Source organism: Chromohalobacter beijerinckii (assembly GCF_023061185.1).
GTDB classification, from domain to species: domain Bacteria; phylum Pseudomonadota; class Gammaproteobacteria; order Pseudomonadales; family Halomonadaceae; genus Chromohalobacter; species Chromohalobacter beijerinckii.
This window is the reverse complement of the sequence record NZ_JAKGAK010000025.1, coordinates 1-14,310: the sequence shown is the minus strand read 5'-3', so window position 1 is coordinate 14,310 and position 14,310 is coordinate 1. Positions and strand designations below refer to the sequence as shown.

Here is a 14,310-nt window from a genome sequence, read left to right as displayed (position 1 = left end):
GGATGTTCTCGATGGGACGTGTTTCAACGCGACCATTCGCTAATGGCGGAAGACTTGACGCCACCGCTTGGCTGGCGCAAGCTGATCTACATTCAAACGACTGTATGAAAGTGTGCGAGGAGCAGCGCCACGCCCGAGCTCGGCGCATGCCTCCTTCGTGAATCGTGAGGTCCAGGCCAACAGCAGGGAGAGCCCTGAATGATTTATCAAGGTAACGCCATCACGGTGGTGCAGCGCGATGACGGCATCGCCATGCTGACCTTCGATGCGCAAGGCGAGTCCGTCAACACGCTCTCGAGCAAGGTGATCGAGGAGTTCGAAGCGGCCCTGGCAGCGCTTGGCAAGGCAACGAATGTCAAAGGCCTGGTCGTCACCAGCGCCAAGGACGCCTTCATCGTCGGGGCAGACATCACCGAGTTCCACGGCATGTTCCGCCGCGACGAAGACTTCCTGGTCGACATGAACACGCGGGTGCACCGTATCTTCAACACCCTGGAGGATCTGCCTTTTCCCAGCGTGGCGGCGATCAACGGTTTGGCGCTCGGCGGTGGCTGCGAAATCACCCTGGCGTGCGATTTCCGGGTCATGAGCGACAACGCCAAACTGGGCCTACCCGAGACCAAGCTGGGGATCGTGCCGGGCTGGGGTGGTTGCGTGCGTCTGCCGCGCTTGATCGGCGCCGACAACGCCATCGAGTGGATCTCCGGCGGGACGGAAAACCGTGCCGACGCCGCCTTGAAGGTCGGCGCGGTGGACGCCGTCGTCTCGGGGGATGCCCTGGAAGCCGCCGCGCTGGATATTCTGGCCCGCGCCAATGCCGGCGATCTCGATCACCAGGCGCGCCGCAGCGCCAAACAGTCCCCGCTGATGCTCAACGCCATCGAGCAGATGATGGTGTTCGAGACCGCCAAGGGCTATGTGGCGGGCAAGGCGGGGCCGCATTACCCGGCGCCCGTCGAAGCGATCAAGGTCATCCAGAAGGGCGCCGGCGAAGGCCGCGAACGTGCGCAGGCCATCGAAGCCAAGGCGTTTGCCAAGCTTGCCAAGACCGACGTCTGCTATCACCTGGTTGGCTTGTTCCTGAGCGATCAACTGGTCAAGAAAAAGGGCAAGCAGTACGCCACCCAAGCCGCCGCCGTGAACAAGACGGCAGTGCTGGGTGCGGGCATCATGGGCGGCGGTATCGCCTATCAGAGCGCGTACAAGGGCACGCCGATCCTGATGAAAGACATCAAGGAAGAGGCGCTGCAACTGGGTCTGCAGGAAGCGCGCAAACTGCTCGGCAAGCAGCTTGAGCGTGGCCGCCTGAGTAGCGATCAAGTCGCCGAGGCGCTGTCCAATATTCGCCCCACACTGTCCTACGGGGATTTCGGCGATGTCGATCTGGTGGTCGAGGCCGTGGTCGAGAATCCCAAGGTCAAGGAGGCCGTGCTGGCCGAGGTCGAGGGCCTGCTCGACGACAACGCCACGCTGACCTCGAACACCTCGACGATCTCCATCGACCGCCTGGCGGTCAATCTCAAGCGCCCCGAAAACTTCTGCGGCATGCACTTCTTCAATCCTGTGCATCGCATGCCATTGGTCGAAGTCATCCGTGGCGAGAAAACCGGCGACGCCGCGGTTGCCGCGACCGTCGCGTATGCCCGGCAGATGGGCAAGACACCGGTCGTGGTCAACGACTGCCCGGGATTTCTGGTCAATCGCATACTCTTCCCCTATTTCGGTGGCTTCAGCCTGCTTGTCGAGCAGGGCGCGGACTTCGAGCGCGTCGACAAGGTCATGGAAAAGTTCGGCTGGCCCATGGGCCCCGCGTACCTGCTGGACGTGGTGGGCATGGACACCGCCGTGCACGCGCAGGCGGTGATGGCAGAAGGCTTCCCCGACCGCATGGCGCAAGAAGCCAAGAACGGCGGGAAGACGGCCATTCAGCGCATGTACGACGAGGACCGCCTGGGCCAGAAGAACGGCAAGGGGTTCTATCGCTACGAGGAAGACAAGAAGGGCAAGCCCAAGAAGGTCTCCGACGAGCAGGCTCACGCGTTGGTCGAGGAAGCCGTCGATACGCGTGGCGAGTTCAGCGACGACGATATCGTCGCACGCATGATGGTGCCGCTGTGCATGGAGGCCGTACGTTGCCTGGAAGACGGCATCGTCGCGACGCCGGCCGAGGCGGACATGGCATTGATCTACGGCATCGGTTTTCCGCCGTTCCGGGGCGGGGCGCTGCGTTATATCGACGCGTTGGGCGTCGATGCGTTCGTCGCTCAGGCCGAGACGCTGGCCGAGGAACTGGGACCGCTTTATCGCCCCACCGAGCGGCTGCGTGATATGGCCGCCAAGGGCGAGCGTTTCTATCCCGACACGTCCGAATCCGATCAATGAGCCACCACGCAACGAGGAGCGCGAAAATGAGTTTGAATCCTAGAGATATCGTGGTGGTCGATGCCGTTCGGACCGCCATGGCCAAGGCCAAGCACGGTGCCTTTCGCAACGTGCGGGCCGAAAATCTATCCGCCTCGGTGATGCAGGCATTGTTCGATCGCAACGCCAACCTGGTGCCAGCCGAGGTCGACGACGTGATCTGGGGCTGTGTCAATCAGACCCTCGAGCAGTCCATGAACATCGCGCGCAACGCCGCGATCATGACCGGTATCCCGCGCAGCGTGCCGGCGCAAACGGTCAATCGCCTGTGCGGCTCGTCGATGAGCGCGCTGCACATCGCCACGGCCAACATCAAGGCCGGCATGGGCGACTTCTACATCATCGGCGGTGTCGAGCACATGGAACATGTGCCGATGGACCACGGCGTCGACGTCAACCCCGCGGCCAGCAAGTACGCCGCCAAGGCCGCCATGATGATGGGCCTGACCGCCGAGCTGCTGGGCAAGATGCACAATGTCGGCCGCGAGGAGCAGGACGCGTTCGGCGTGCGCTCGCATCAACGCGCAGTGGCCGCCAACGAAAACGGCTACTTCGACAACGAGATCGTCGGTGTCGAAGGGCACGATGCCGATGGCTTTCGGCGTTTGATAGACCGCGATGAAGTGATTCGCCACGACGCCAACCTGGAAGACATGGGCAAGCTCAAGCCGGTCTTCGACCCCAAGGGCGGCACGGTCACGGCGGGCACGTCCTCGGCGCTCTCGGTCGGCGCCTCGGCGCTGGCGGTGATGAGCTACGAGCGCGCGCAAGCGCTGGGGCTCGAGCCGCTGGCGCGGGTAGTTTCCACCGGCGTCGCCGGCTGCGATGCCTCGATCATGGGCTACGGTCCGGTACCGGCGACGCAGAAGGCCCTCAAGAGCGCAGGACTTAGCATCGACGACATCCAGACCGTCGAGCTCAACGAAGCCTTCGCCGCGCAGTCGATCCCCGTGCTCAAGGACCTCGGCCTGCGCGAGCGCATGGATGAGGTCGTTAACCTGAACGGCGGCGCCATCGCGCTGGGCCACCCGTTGGGCTGCTCCGGGGCGCGTATCTGCACCACGCTGCTCAACGTCATGCGTCAGCAAGACACTCAACTGGGCCTGGCGACCATGTGCATCGGCATGGGCCAGGGTGTGGCCACGGTGTTCGAACGCCTCAAGTAACGCACTATCCGCTTTTCGCCTGAAGTACAGCGACCACAAAGCGACACTCGCCATGAGTGTCGCTTTTTAATGTGTATGCCGTTTCAATCGGTAAATCTGATATTACTGACCAAAATACTGACTACACTGATAAAAACGTCGCGGCGCATCGAATCATTACGTGGGCCGCGACGTGATACGTACATCGGCGATGGAGGAGGTGTTTTCTATGCTCACGCATGTCTGGGGACTCTTGGCGCACCCGAATCGTGAATGGAAGCAGATCCACGACGAAAGGGAGACCATCATCCACCTCTACAGTCACCATGTTCTGGTAATGGCACTGATCCCGGTGGTGTGTGCGTTCATTGGTACCACTCAGGTTGGCTGGGATTTCGGTGGTGGGCACACCATCCAACTCAACTATCTGGACGCCTTCTTCGCGGGGGTCGCCTTCTATGTGGCGATCTTGCTGGCGGTGGGCTTCATGGGTTCGGTGATTCACTGGATGGCGCAACGCTATGCCAGTCCCCCGAGTCGTCGACGCTGCATCATCTTTGCCGGGTATGTCGCTACGCCGATGTTCGTCGGCGGCGTCGTCGCCCTCTACCCATTGGTCTGGCTGTGCATGCTGGCGACCATCATCGGGCTCTGTTATAGCGCCTATCTGCTGTATCTGGGTATTCCCAACTTCCTCGACATCGGCGCGGAAGAGGGTTTCATCGTCACCGGCTCGACGCTGGGTATCGGCGTGCTGGTACTTGAGGCGTTGCTAGCTGTGACAGTATTGCTGTGGGGCTACGGCGCCAAGTTGTTGGGCATCGACTTGTAGAAAGTCGCTGAAACGGAGTGTGTCGAGCAGCGCCCGGTAAGCACTCTGGAATGCACATGCGAAGCAGACGCCAACGGCACCCAAAGGGGCGCCGTTGGCGTTGAAGGGAAGGGCTCGGTTTTACGTTACTGCGGCGCCTAGTAGGCATCGAAGGCTTGGGACAGGATGTCACGCGCCTCGCTGGCATCGCCGAAGCCGTTCAATTCGATATCGCCGCCCTCCGGCAGGTCCTTGTAAACGCGGAAGAAGGCATTGAGCCGTTCGGCTTGCATGGACGGGAGGTCCTCGATTTCCTCGACGTCGGCGTAGCTGGGATCCACGGCATCGGTGGGCACGGCGATGATTTTGTCGTCGGCTTCACCGTCGTCGACCATCCGCAGTACGCCGATGGCCCGGACCTCGATCACGGCGCCGGGATAGATGCTGTCACGGGTGAGCACCAGCGCGTCCAGCGGGTCGCCATCGCCACCCGCTGAGCTGGTGATGGAGCCGTAGTTGGCGGGGTAGCGAACCGGCATCGAGACATAACGGTCGACGATCAACTGGCCGTGCTCAGCATTGATTTCGTACTTGGTGAAGCTCCCGGCGGGAATCTCGTTGACCACATGGAAGCTGGCCGGTGCGTCATCGGGTTGCGGATAGTCGAAGACGTTCGGCTGCGCCTGGGCGGACGCGGTGAACAGCAAGCCGGCGGCGATCAGGAAAGGGGTGATGATATTCATGGGACCTCGCGTTGTGGTGAGAAAAGTGAGGTCTCCAGCCTATCCATCGGATGATGACACGCGCGTGACACCGTCCCCGGTGGCCGCCAGCAGGTGTGGAACTATATGGACGGATGCTGTGAGAGAGACGCTGGATAGCGCGCCTTTGCATAGGTTTTTATGATTCCCAATAGTTAATAAATATATTTTAACTAACCAAGCGCGGCTCATAAGGTTGTCGTCACAAACAACAAGGAGACCGCCGATGACCGAGCTCACTCTCGATAACCTGCATATTGATACGCTCGTGGTCGGCGCCGGCCAGGCCGGCGTGGCCATGAGCGAGCACCTGGGCAAGCTCGGCGTGCCGCATCTCGTGCTGGAGCGCCACCGTATCGCCGAAGCCTGGCGCACGGCTCGCTGGGATTCGCTGGTCGCCAACGGCCCAGCCTGGCACGACCGTTTTCCGGGTCTGACATTCGATGCCGTCGACGCTCGTATCGGCGCCGACGACTTTCCTTCCAAGGAGAGCGTGGCGATCTATTTCGAGGCGTATGCACGCCAGATAGACGCCCCTATCCGCACGGGCGTGGACGTTCATCGGGTGACGCGCAACGAGGGCAGTCTGGGGTTCACCGTCGAGACCTCGCAGGGCGTGATCGTAGCCAATCGCGTGGTCGCGGCGACCGGCCCCTTCCAGCACCCCGTCATTCCTGCCATCGCGCCCCGCAACGGGTCTCAGAGACAGCTCCATTCCTCCGAGTATCGCCATCCAGAGCAACTGCCCGACGGGGCGGTGCTGGTCGTCGGTGCCGGCTCCTCCGGCGTGCAGATCGCCGATGAGTTGTTGCGGGCCGGCAAGCGCGTGTATCTCTCGGTCGGGCCTCACGACCGGCCGCCGCGTACCTATCGCGGCCGTGACTTCTGCTGGTGGCTGGGCGTGCTCGGCAAGTGGGACGCCGAGGCCATGCAGCCCGGCACCGAGCACGTCACCATCGCCGTCAGTGGCGCCCGCGGCGGCCGTACGGTGGACTTCCGAGAACTCGCTCATCGAGGCATGACACTGGTGGGGAGAACGCAAACGTTCGACGACGGTGTGGCGACCTTCGGCCCGGACCTGGCCGACAACCTGGCCCGTGGTGACGAGAACCTTCGCGCGCTGCTGGATGACGCCGACGCGTACATTGCGCACAACGGGCTCGACCTGCCGGAAGACCCCGATGCGCGCCGCATTACCCCCGATCCTGAGTGCGTCACCCAGCCGTTGCGAGAGCTCGACCTGGAGGCGGCCGGCGTGAGCGCGATCGTCTGGGCCACCGGCTTCAAGGTTGATTACAGCTGGCTGGATGTCGATGCCTTCGATGCGGACGGCAAGCCGCATCATCAGCGCGGTATCTCCACCGAACCCGGCGTCTACTTCCTGGGCTTGCCGTGGCTGTCACGGCGGGGTTCCAGCTTCATCTGGGGTGTCTGGCACGATGCCAAGCATATTGCCGACCACATCGCCACACAGCGCCGGTATCTCGACTATCACCTGCAAGCGCAATCAACGACGGCACCGCGGGATACCGCTGCGACGCCACCCCCGACATACAGCGCCAGCGCGAGGGCCGAATGATGCCGACGCATACCCGAATCCGCATGTTCAACACCAAGGAAACCTATCCCAATCAGGCGTTGGACAACGATCTCTGCCAGGCGGTGAAGGCGGGCAATACCGTCTATGTCCGTGGCCAGGTAGGCGCTGACTTCGAGGGGCGGCTGGTCGGTTTGGGCGATCCACGGGCCCAGGCCGAGCAAGCCATGAAGAACGTCAAGCAGTTGCTCGAAGAAGCCGGCTCCGACCTCAGCCACATCGTCAAGACCACCACCTACATCACCGACCCGCGATTCCGCGAGCCTGTCTACCGCGAGGTGGGGAATTGGCTCAAGGGCGTCTTCCCGATCTCCACCGGCCTGGTGGTGGCAGGCCTGGCCCAGCCCGAATGGCTGATGGAGATCGACATCATCGCCGTTATACCGAAGGAGTCAGACGACGAGGAGAACCACTCATGACCTTTTCCATTGCCGGCTTCTGCCGCGAGACCGGTCAGTTCGGTACCGCCATCAGTTCCTCGAGCATCTGCGTGGCCAGCCGTTGTCCCTTCATCGCCCCCGGCAAGGGAGCGGTACTGACGCAGAACGTGACCAATCCCGCGCTGGGACAACTGGGCGTGCAACTGCTGGAGGAGGGGCTCGACGCCGAGGGCGTGATGGCACGTCTTCGCGAGCATGAAACCTATCCGCAGTGGCGCCAACTCCAGGTCCTCGATGCCAAGGGGGCTAGCGCGGTGCACAGCGGTGCCGAAACCCTGGGCATACATGCCACCCGACAAGGGCGGGACTGCGTGGCGGGCGGCAACATGCTCGCCGACGAGGGCGTGATCGACGCCATGGTCGCTGCGTTCGAGGCCCATGACGGTGAGCTCGCCGAGCGCCTGCTGGCTGCCATGGATGCCGGCCTGGCCGCAGGCGGCGAGATGGGGCCGGTGTTCTCGGCGGGGCTCAAGGTCACCGACCGGGCCAGTTGGCCGGTGGTCGATCTGCGGGTCGACTGGCACGTCGCTCCGTTGGCCGAGCTACGCATGATCTGGGAGCACTATCTGCCGCAGCGCGACGCCTACGTGCTGCGTGCCTCGCGCCCCGATGCCTCGCCGTCCTACGGCGTGCCGGGCGACGAGCGCTGATATCTTCTGGGCAGGTCTGCCTGGACCATCGCCGTTGCACAAGGCGAGGGCTCAGTCTCGCGTCGCTGCCTTGCTTTCTTCCCTGACCATCCGGGGTTCTCCATGTCCCAAGACACCGTCGTCGACCTGCTTGCCGAACTGGTGGCCTTCGACACCACCAGCCACCGCTCCAACCTGACGCTGATTGCCTTCATCGAAGACTACCTGGCTCGCTATGGCGTGGCGTCGCGGCGGGTGCCCGACGCAAGCGGCGAAAAGGCCAATCTCTATGCCACCATTGGTCCGGCGGATCGCCCCGGCGTGATGCTCTCCGGGCATACCGACACCGTGCCGGTGACTGGCCAGGACTGGCGCTTCGATCCATTCCGGCTGAGCATTGAGGGCGAGCGCCTGTTCGGTCGCGGCACGGCCGACATGAAAGGGTTTCTGGCCGTCGTGCTGGCCGCCGTGCCCGCACTGGTGGATGCCGAACTGGCCGTGCCCGTGCATCTGGCCTTCTCCCATGATGAGGAGGTGGGGTGCGTGGGCGTGCGCACGCTGCTGGCGGACCTCGCGCATCAGCCGGTGTTACCGGCCGCCTGCCTGGTCGGCGAACCGACCTCCATGCGCCCGGCCACTGCGCACAAGGGCAAGCTGGCGGCGCGGCTGCATGTACGTGGCAAGGCTTGCCACTCCGGCATGGCGCCTCGGGGCGTCAATGCCATCCACGTTGCCGCCCGCTTGATCGACTGGGTCGAGGAGACGGCCGCGGCCAAGGCGAGCCACGGCCCCTTCGATGAGCGCTTTGCGGTACCCCACACCACGCTACAGGTTGGCACCATTCAGGGCGGGGCGGCGCTCAATATCGTGCCGCAGGATTGTCGGCTGGACATCGAGATCCGCAACGTCCCCGAGGACGACCCCGGGGCGCTGCTCGACGCCTTGATGGCCGTCGCCGCAACCTTGGAAGCCGAGATGCGCGAAACCGCGCCCGAGGCGAGCATTCGCCTGGAGCGTCTAGGCGATTATCCGGGGCTGTCGATGGCCGACGACCATGCCCTGGTGGACTTCATCATGACGCTGCTCGACGACCGGGACCTGGCGCGCATCGGTTATGGCACCGAAGGCGGGCTCTTCCAGCGTGAGCTGGGAATCCCGACCCTGGTCTGCGGGCCCGGCAGCATGGACCAAGGGCACCAGCCCGATGAATTCGTGACGCGCGACCAACTGGCCCGCTGCGAAGCATTCTTGGCACGGCTGGCGGCGACGCTCGCCGGCCCCGAGGCACACCGTCTGGCGGAAGGCGAGTTCCCGCGCCCCGCACCGGCGTGATTAGCGCCCGATCTCGGGCATTGGCCATTGTCGCCGAAGAGGCAGGGAGCCAGGACGCTTGACGTCGGTACCTGATATGCTGAGCCGGATTTCCCTACGCCTATCGTAGGGGGGACCGATTCTCCAGCGATGGTAGCGAGCCAATGCGTCAATTCACTCTCAAGCAGCTGCGCTACTTTGTGGTCGCCGGGGAGCTGTTAAGCGTTACCCAGGCGGCTCGCAAACTGCATGTTTCTCAGCCATCGATCTCGGCGGCGATCCAGCAAATCGAAGATATTTCCGGGCTTCAGCTGTTCGTTCGCCACCACGCACAGGGCTTGTCCCTGACACCCTCGGGTAAGCAGTTGCTGAGCCGGACCCGCGAATTGCTACGCGATGCGGAAGGGCTCGAGAAATATGCATTGTCGCTGGGCGAGGAAATTGGCGGCGAGTTGCGCCTGGTGGCTTTCCCCACTTTCGCCCCGGTTTTTTTGCCCCAACTGCTGCGTCGCTTCGCCGACCGTCATCCCTCGGTGAGCCTCTATTGCGATGAAATGAACCAGGTGGACATCGTTCGCGGGCTTGGCCAGGGCGACTATGAACTGGCCTTTACCTACGATCTCCAGGTCCCCGAAGATATCGATTTCACGCCGCTATATCGCTTTCCCCCTTATGCCGTGGTGGCGGCCGATCATCCCTTGAGTGAACGCGGCAGTGTCTCGCTAGAGGAACTGGTCGCCTATCCCATGGTCCTGCTGGATTGGCCGCTGAGCCGCGAGTATTTTCTGTCGATCTTCACCCACCATGGCCTGTCGCCGACCGTCGCCCACCGTGCCAAATCGATGGACATGATGCGCGGCTTGGTTGCCAATGGCTTCGGTTTCTCGCTGTTCAACACGCCGCTCACGGCGCTGGAATCGCTGGACGGTGGCGGTCTCAAGCCGCTGCAACTGGTCGACGAAGCGCGCCCGCTCTCCATGGGGATCGCCTGCTTGCGTGGATTGCGCCTGAGCCCCGCCGCCGAGGCCATGCACCGCCTGGCGCGTGACCCCGAGGCTCACGGCAAGGTGTTCGCCCAGCTCGACGAGGGCTTGGCCGCTTCCTGAGGATTCCCCCGGCGTCATAGCACGCGTTCACGCTCGATGGGCCGCCTTCCAGATGGGAGGCGGCCGTTCAGTGCGTTGCATAGAAATTCATGATGCTGTTCTTCGAATAAAAATATTTTAGTTAATCAGCGCGACAATGCATGGTGGCCTGAACGGGCACAAAAACGACCCGACAATAACAAACAGAAGAGAGACTCCCATGCAGTCACCTGACTTGCCTGGCCGGCGGCATCGGCGTCCGGCGCGAATGACGACGAAAGCGGCCCTCTTAGGCGTCGATTTGAATCCTCTCACGGTGCCATCATGCTTCCGGCCTGTGAGCTCTAAAAGTGCTATTTTGGGTCGCTCTCGGCATCGCCCGACCATGCTGGCGAATTCGGGCCGTTCAATGCCGGTCGTTCCCCGTCCCCTTTCCCCGAAACAGTCGTTCGCGGTCCTGAGTGACCGGGGACACCCCATCCCTTCCCTAATCGCCCTGGATGACCGTTCATGGTCAGCCTTCTGGGGGGACGATTGATAACAATGAAAAGTCTTTATCTGGAGACGATGATGGAAAATGTCGGACGAATAAAAAGTATGATGCCGAGCGGCATCAAGGCCATCCTTGGCAGCCTTGTGGGCGTTTGTGTGTTCTTCGTGCCTTTCTCGACCGCCGAGGGTGGGAGAGACATTCCTCTGGTGATGGCCGTGGAAAAGGTCAAGTCGCTGCTGGGCGGAGGGCTGGAATACGTGCTCCTCATCTCCATGGCGCTACTGTTCATGACATGGGTCTGTTCCCGGTGTTTCTCACACCGGGCGCTGGCCTCGCATCACGGCAAGGATGGGTGGATCTCTGGCTTCCTTTTCCTGATGGCGCTGGTGTTTTCCCTCGCCTGCATCTTCCATATCGGACCCGAATGGATGCTGAGCGAGGATGTCGGAGGCATGGCTATCTACATCGCGGGCACTGTGCTTCTGACCGTTGCTATCGCGGGGTTCTTCGTCTACTTCCTGACCGAGTTCGGCTTCACGGAGTTCGTGGGCACCCTGATGGAGCCCTTGATGCGGCCGTTGTATAAGGTGCCTGGGCGAGCGGCGGTGGATGCCGTTTCATCCTTCGTGGCATCTCCCGCCGTCGGCGTCTATATCACGAACAAGTTCTATAAGGAAAAGAAGTACACTCAGAGGGAATCCGCTAGTATCGCGGCCAACTTCAGCGTCGCTGATATCGGCTTTATGGCCGTACTTGCTTCGATCGCGGGGATCGCCTCTTATCTTCCTCAGATCGTCGTCGTGACCTTCATTGTGACCTTCGTTGTTGCGATCGTGACCTCGAGACTGCCGCCACTGTCCAACAAAAAGGACTGCTATATCGATGGCGAGCAGAAAGAAGACAGCCGCAATGCTGAGGTGGCTTCCGGCAGGAACATCTTCCTTCGCGCCTGCGATGCCGCCGCGGAACGAGCCCGCGATGCGCAGCTCAAAAATGCGATCTTCTCCTTCGTCAACTCTCTGAAGTTTGCCCAAAAGGTTGTGGCCTACGTCGTAGCCATTGCGACTCCTGCGCTGGCATTGGCTACCTACACCCCGGTGATGGATTATCTCGGCGTTCTGGTGGAACCGTACCTAACCCTGTTCAATCTACCCGATGTAGGGGCCATCGCCCCGACGGTGCTGGTAGCGATAACCGAAGTGGCGCTGCCCAGCATCATCATCGCCTCGCAGGATGTCAGCACGATGAGTGTGTTCTTTGTCTGTACGTTGTCCCTGGTACAGATCGTGTTCTTTACCGAAAGCGCCAACGCTATGCTGGAGGCGGATATTCCGCTGAGCCTCGTGGACCTTATCCTCATCTTCATCATCAGGACGATCATCGCGATCCCGCTTGTGGCGCTGGCCGCACATATTATCTTCTGACCCTATTTTCCTGACGCTTTGGTGGTGGAATCATGAGTGACGAGATGGTGTTCGACTATGTGATCGTTGGGGCCGGCTCCTCCGGGAGCGTGATCGCCAATCGGTTGAGCAGCGATCCCTCGGTCAAGGTTTGCCTGATCGAGGCAGGGGGGAGCGATGCCAGCCAGAGAGTCCAGACGCCGGCCGGAACGATCACGCTATACAAGAGCAAGACGTTCAGCTGGAATTTCTTCTCCGTGCCGCAGAAAGGGCTGAATGGACGCCGCCTGCATACGCCGCGAGGCAAGGCCTTGGGCGGGTCTGCCTCCATGAACAGCATGATCTACATCCGCGGTGATGCCAGCGACTACGATCACTGGGAATCGCTGGGCTGTCGCGGCTGGGGATGGCGTGATGTGCTCCCCTATTTCAAGAAGTCCGAAAAGAACATGATCGGTCAAAGCCGCGACTATCATGGCACCGACGGTGAGCTTCTGGTCGACAGGGCGCGCGATCCTAATCCCTTCTCCCGGATGTTCGTCGATGCCGCGAAAAACGCTGGCGTGCCGGAGAACCCGGATTTCAATGGCAGTCGCCTGGAAGGCTGTGGTATCTACGACCTGACGCAGACCAACGGGCGGCGTTTATCCAGCTATCGTGCCTTCATTCATCCCGTGCTGGACAAGCGGGAAAACCTGCACGTAATGACCGATTGTGAGATCGACGAAGTGCTGATGGAGGGCAAGGTGGCGAAAGGCGTCACGCTGCGCAGCCAGGGAAAGGTGGCCACGATTCGCGTGAACCACGAGGTGATCCTCTGCGCCGGTACGTTGGGATCACCTGTCATCCTGCTGCGCTCCGGTATCGGGCCTGAAGAGACGCTTTCCGGGGCGGGTGTGGGCGTTAGACACCATCTTCCGGGCGTGGGTAAGAACCTGCAGGACCACTTGGATGGTCTGGTGACAGTCCGTTCAAAGAGTCCGAAGACGCTCGGGTTTTCTCGGGGCTCTCTGCCGAAGGTGCTGGCCTCGCCCTGGCAGTATATATTTAAGCGGAAGGGGTGGCTCTCCACTAACTATGTCGAAGCCGGTGGGTTCGCCCGGGTGAGCTCCGATAGTCAGTTGCCCGACGTCCAGTTTCACTTCGTGCCGGGCTATCGCAGTCATCGCGGACGGCTTTTCGAGTGGGGGCACGGCTATGCGGTGCATACCTGCGTGCTGAAGCCGAAGAGTATAGGTGAGGTCCGCTTGAATGCTGACAAGGAGTTGGAGCTGGACTTCAACTTCCTGTCGGATGAGGAGGATGCCAGGGTCCTGATCGAAGGCATTCGGCTGGCGAGACAGATACTCGCCGATCCGCTGTTTGCGCCCTATCGCGGAAAGGAGATGCTTCCCGGAGAAAAGGTGCAAAGCGACGAGCAGCTTCTAGCCTACATTCGGGACTACGCCGCCACCGTGTTCCACCCCGTAGGCACCTGCAAGATGGGCGAAGATGACATGGCCGTTGTGACTCCCGAGCTCAGAGTCAGAGGCATCGAGGGGCTGAGGGTAGCCGATGCTTCCGTCATACCTTCTATCGTGCGGGGCAACACCAATGCACCGAGCATCATGATCGGTGAAAAGGCGGCCGATATGATCAGGTCCGACGCCTTGTAGCGCTCGATATGTCTCAGCGTTGCGCCTGAAAGCTCCTCGTCCGCGAGGAGTTTTTTTCCGTTGATGTCCGGATACGGCATGACAGGCGGTGTCGAGGGGCTGGCTTGGCACCCGCGCGGGACTTGCCGTTGCTCCTCATGAGTTCATCTCATCGTGGCAGACATGCTGTGTGTGCTCTATTTGGCACAGTGTATGCTTTTTGGTTTCTCCATATCTGTGTGTGTATTGGATAGGAAAAAATGATTCTTTTCTTAATATAAAAATATTTTAGTTAACTAGGCGGGGAGAGCATGGTGAGTAGAGCGCCTTAAAAGGCGTTTGATAACAATGAATCTACGATGGAGACCCACCTTATGGCGGCACATGACCTGTCTTTCTGGCATGACTTGCGCAACCGGCTAATCATGCCGGATGGAGCCTTCATTGATGGCCAGCATGTCCAAGCCAGTGAAGGTGCTACGTTGGGCACTTGGAATCCGGCTACAGGAGAGGAGCTAACTAAAGTCGCGGCCTGTGGTGCTGAAGATGTAAATCGTGCCGTTGCGGCGGCGCGGCGCAG

The 14,310-nt window shown here is 61.3% G+C and carries 11 protein-coding genes and 1 pseudogene; 11 read left to right on the top strand and 1 reads right to left on the bottom strand.

The window, feature by feature from the left end:
- The first annotated feature begins 198 nt into the window (after positions 1–198).
- From fadB to L1075_RS14500, 3 genes are all read left to right on the top strand, one after another.
- Complete coding sequence (gene fadB, locus L1075_RS14510; RefSeq protein ID WP_246942525.1) at positions 199–2,382, top strand: fatty acid oxidation complex subunit alpha FadB; 2,184 nt, start codon at positions 199–201, stop codon at positions 2,380–2,382.
- A 26-nt stretch (positions 2,383–2,408) separates the two neighbouring features.
- Positions 2,409–3,587 (top strand): acetyl-CoA C-acyltransferase FadA, encoded by a 1,179-nt coding sequence (gene fadA, locus L1075_RS14505; RefSeq protein WP_246895549.1) that lies wholly within the window; start codon positions 2,409–2,411, stop codon positions 3,585–3,587.
- Between the two features lie 208 nt (positions 3,588–3,795).
- The gene (locus L1075_RS14500) at positions 3,796–4,398 is read left to right on the top strand and encodes a Yip1 family protein (protein ID WP_246942522.1); all 603 of its coding nucleotides are present in this window, start codon (positions 3,796–3,798) and stop codon (positions 4,396–4,398) included.
- A 137-nt stretch (positions 4,399–4,535) separates the two neighbouring features.
- Here L1075_RS14500 and L1075_RS14495 read toward each other — a convergent pair whose 3' ends face one another.
- Positions 4,536–5,120 carry an inorganic diphosphatase gene (locus L1075_RS14495; protein ID WP_246942521.1) on the bottom strand — a complete coding sequence of 195 codons (585 nt, stop codon included), beginning with the start codon at positions 5,118–5,120 and terminating at the stop codon, positions 4,536–4,538.
- Positions 5,121–5,364: 244 nt separating this feature from the next.
- Here L1075_RS14495 and L1075_RS14490 point away from each other — a divergent pair, with 244 nt between their 5' ends.
- From L1075_RS14490 to L1075_RS14455, 8 genes and pseudogenes are all read left to right on the top strand, one after another.
- A complete protein-coding gene (locus L1075_RS14490; protein ID WP_246942519.1) occupies positions 5,365–6,717 on the top strand; it encodes a flavin-containing monooxygenase in 1,353 nt (450 codons plus the stop codon).
- The gene (locus L1075_RS14485) at positions 6,714–7,154 is read left to right on the top strand and encodes a RidA family protein (protein WP_246942517.1); all 441 of its coding nucleotides are present in this window, start codon (positions 6,714–6,716) and stop codon (positions 7,152–7,154) included. The genes L1075_RS14490 and L1075_RS14485 overlap by 4 nt, the downstream gene beginning before the upstream one ends.
- Positions 7,151–7,825, top strand: a complete 675-nt coding sequence (locus tag L1075_RS14480) for a DUF1028 domain-containing protein (protein WP_246942515.1) — start codon at positions 7,151–7,153, stop codon at positions 7,823–7,825. The genes L1075_RS14485 and L1075_RS14480 overlap by 4 nt, the downstream gene beginning before the upstream one ends.
- A 102-nt stretch (positions 7,826–7,927) precedes the next feature.
- Positions 7,928–9,136, top strand: a complete 1,209-nt coding sequence (argE, locus tag L1075_RS14475; protein ID WP_246942514.1) for an acetylornithine deacetylase — start codon at positions 7,928–7,930, stop codon at positions 9,134–9,136.
- A gap of 143 nt (positions 9,137–9,279) precedes the next feature.
- A complete protein-coding gene (locus L1075_RS14470; protein ID WP_246942513.1) occupies positions 9,280–10,221 on the top strand; it encodes a LysR family transcriptional regulator in 942 nt (313 codons plus the stop codon).
- A 489-nt stretch (positions 10,222–10,710) separates the two neighbouring features.
- Complete coding sequence (locus tag L1075_RS14465; protein ID WP_246942512.1) at positions 10,711–12,117, top strand: YjiH family protein; 1,407 nt, start codon at positions 10,711–10,713, stop codon at positions 12,115–12,117.
- A 32-nt stretch (positions 12,118–12,149) separates the two neighbouring features.
- Positions 12,150–13,751 carry a GMC family oxidoreductase gene (locus L1075_RS14460; protein ID WP_246942511.1) on the top strand — a complete coding sequence of 534 codons (1,602 nt, stop codon included), beginning with the start codon at positions 12,150–12,152 and terminating at the stop codon, positions 13,749–13,751.
- Positions 13,752–14,104: 353 nt separating this feature from the next.
- A pseudogene (locus tag L1075_RS14455) lies at positions 14,105–14,310 on the top strand (aldehyde dehydrogenase PuuC); the annotation flags it as partial.

What these genes read in the sequence shown, in the direction of transcription:
- fadB (WP_246942525.1), top strand. Translation starts at nt 199, where the DNA reads ATGATTTATCAAGGTAACGCCATCACGGTGGTGCAGCGCGATGACGGC.
- fadA (WP_246895549.1), top strand. Translation starts at nt 2,409, where the DNA reads ATGAGTTTGAATCCTAGAGATATCGTGGTGGTCGATGCCGTTCGGACC.
- L1075_RS14500 (WP_246942522.1), top strand. Translation starts at nt 3,796, where the DNA reads ATGCTCACGCATGTCTGGGGACTCTTGGCGCACCCGAATCGTGAATGG.
- L1075_RS14495 (WP_246942521.1), bottom strand. Translation starts at nt 5,120, where the DNA reads ATGAATATCATCACCCCTTTCCTGATCGCCGCCGGCTTGCTGTTCACC.
- L1075_RS14490 (WP_246942519.1), top strand. Translation starts at nt 5,365, where the DNA reads ATGACCGAGCTCACTCTCGATAACCTGCATATTGATACGCTCGTGGTC.
- L1075_RS14485 (WP_246942517.1), top strand. Translation starts at nt 6,714, where the DNA reads ATGATGCCGACGCATACCCGAATCCGCATGTTCAACACCAAGGAAACC.
- L1075_RS14480 (WP_246942515.1), top strand. Translation starts at nt 7,151, where the DNA reads ATGACCTTTTCCATTGCCGGCTTCTGCCGCGAGACCGGTCAGTTCGGT.
- argE (WP_246942514.1), top strand. Translation starts at nt 7,928, where the DNA reads ATGTCCCAAGACACCGTCGTCGACCTGCTTGCCGAACTGGTGGCCTTC.
- L1075_RS14470 (WP_246942513.1), top strand. Translation starts at nt 9,280, where the DNA reads ATGCGTCAATTCACTCTCAAGCAGCTGCGCTACTTTGTGGTCGCCGGG.
- L1075_RS14465 (WP_246942512.1), top strand. Translation starts at nt 10,711, where the DNA reads ATGGTCAGCCTTCTGGGGGGACGATTGATAACAATGAAAAGTCTTTAT.
- L1075_RS14460 (WP_246942511.1), top strand. Translation starts at nt 12,150, where the DNA reads ATGAGTGACGAGATGGTGTTCGACTATGTGATCGTTGGGGCCGGCTCC.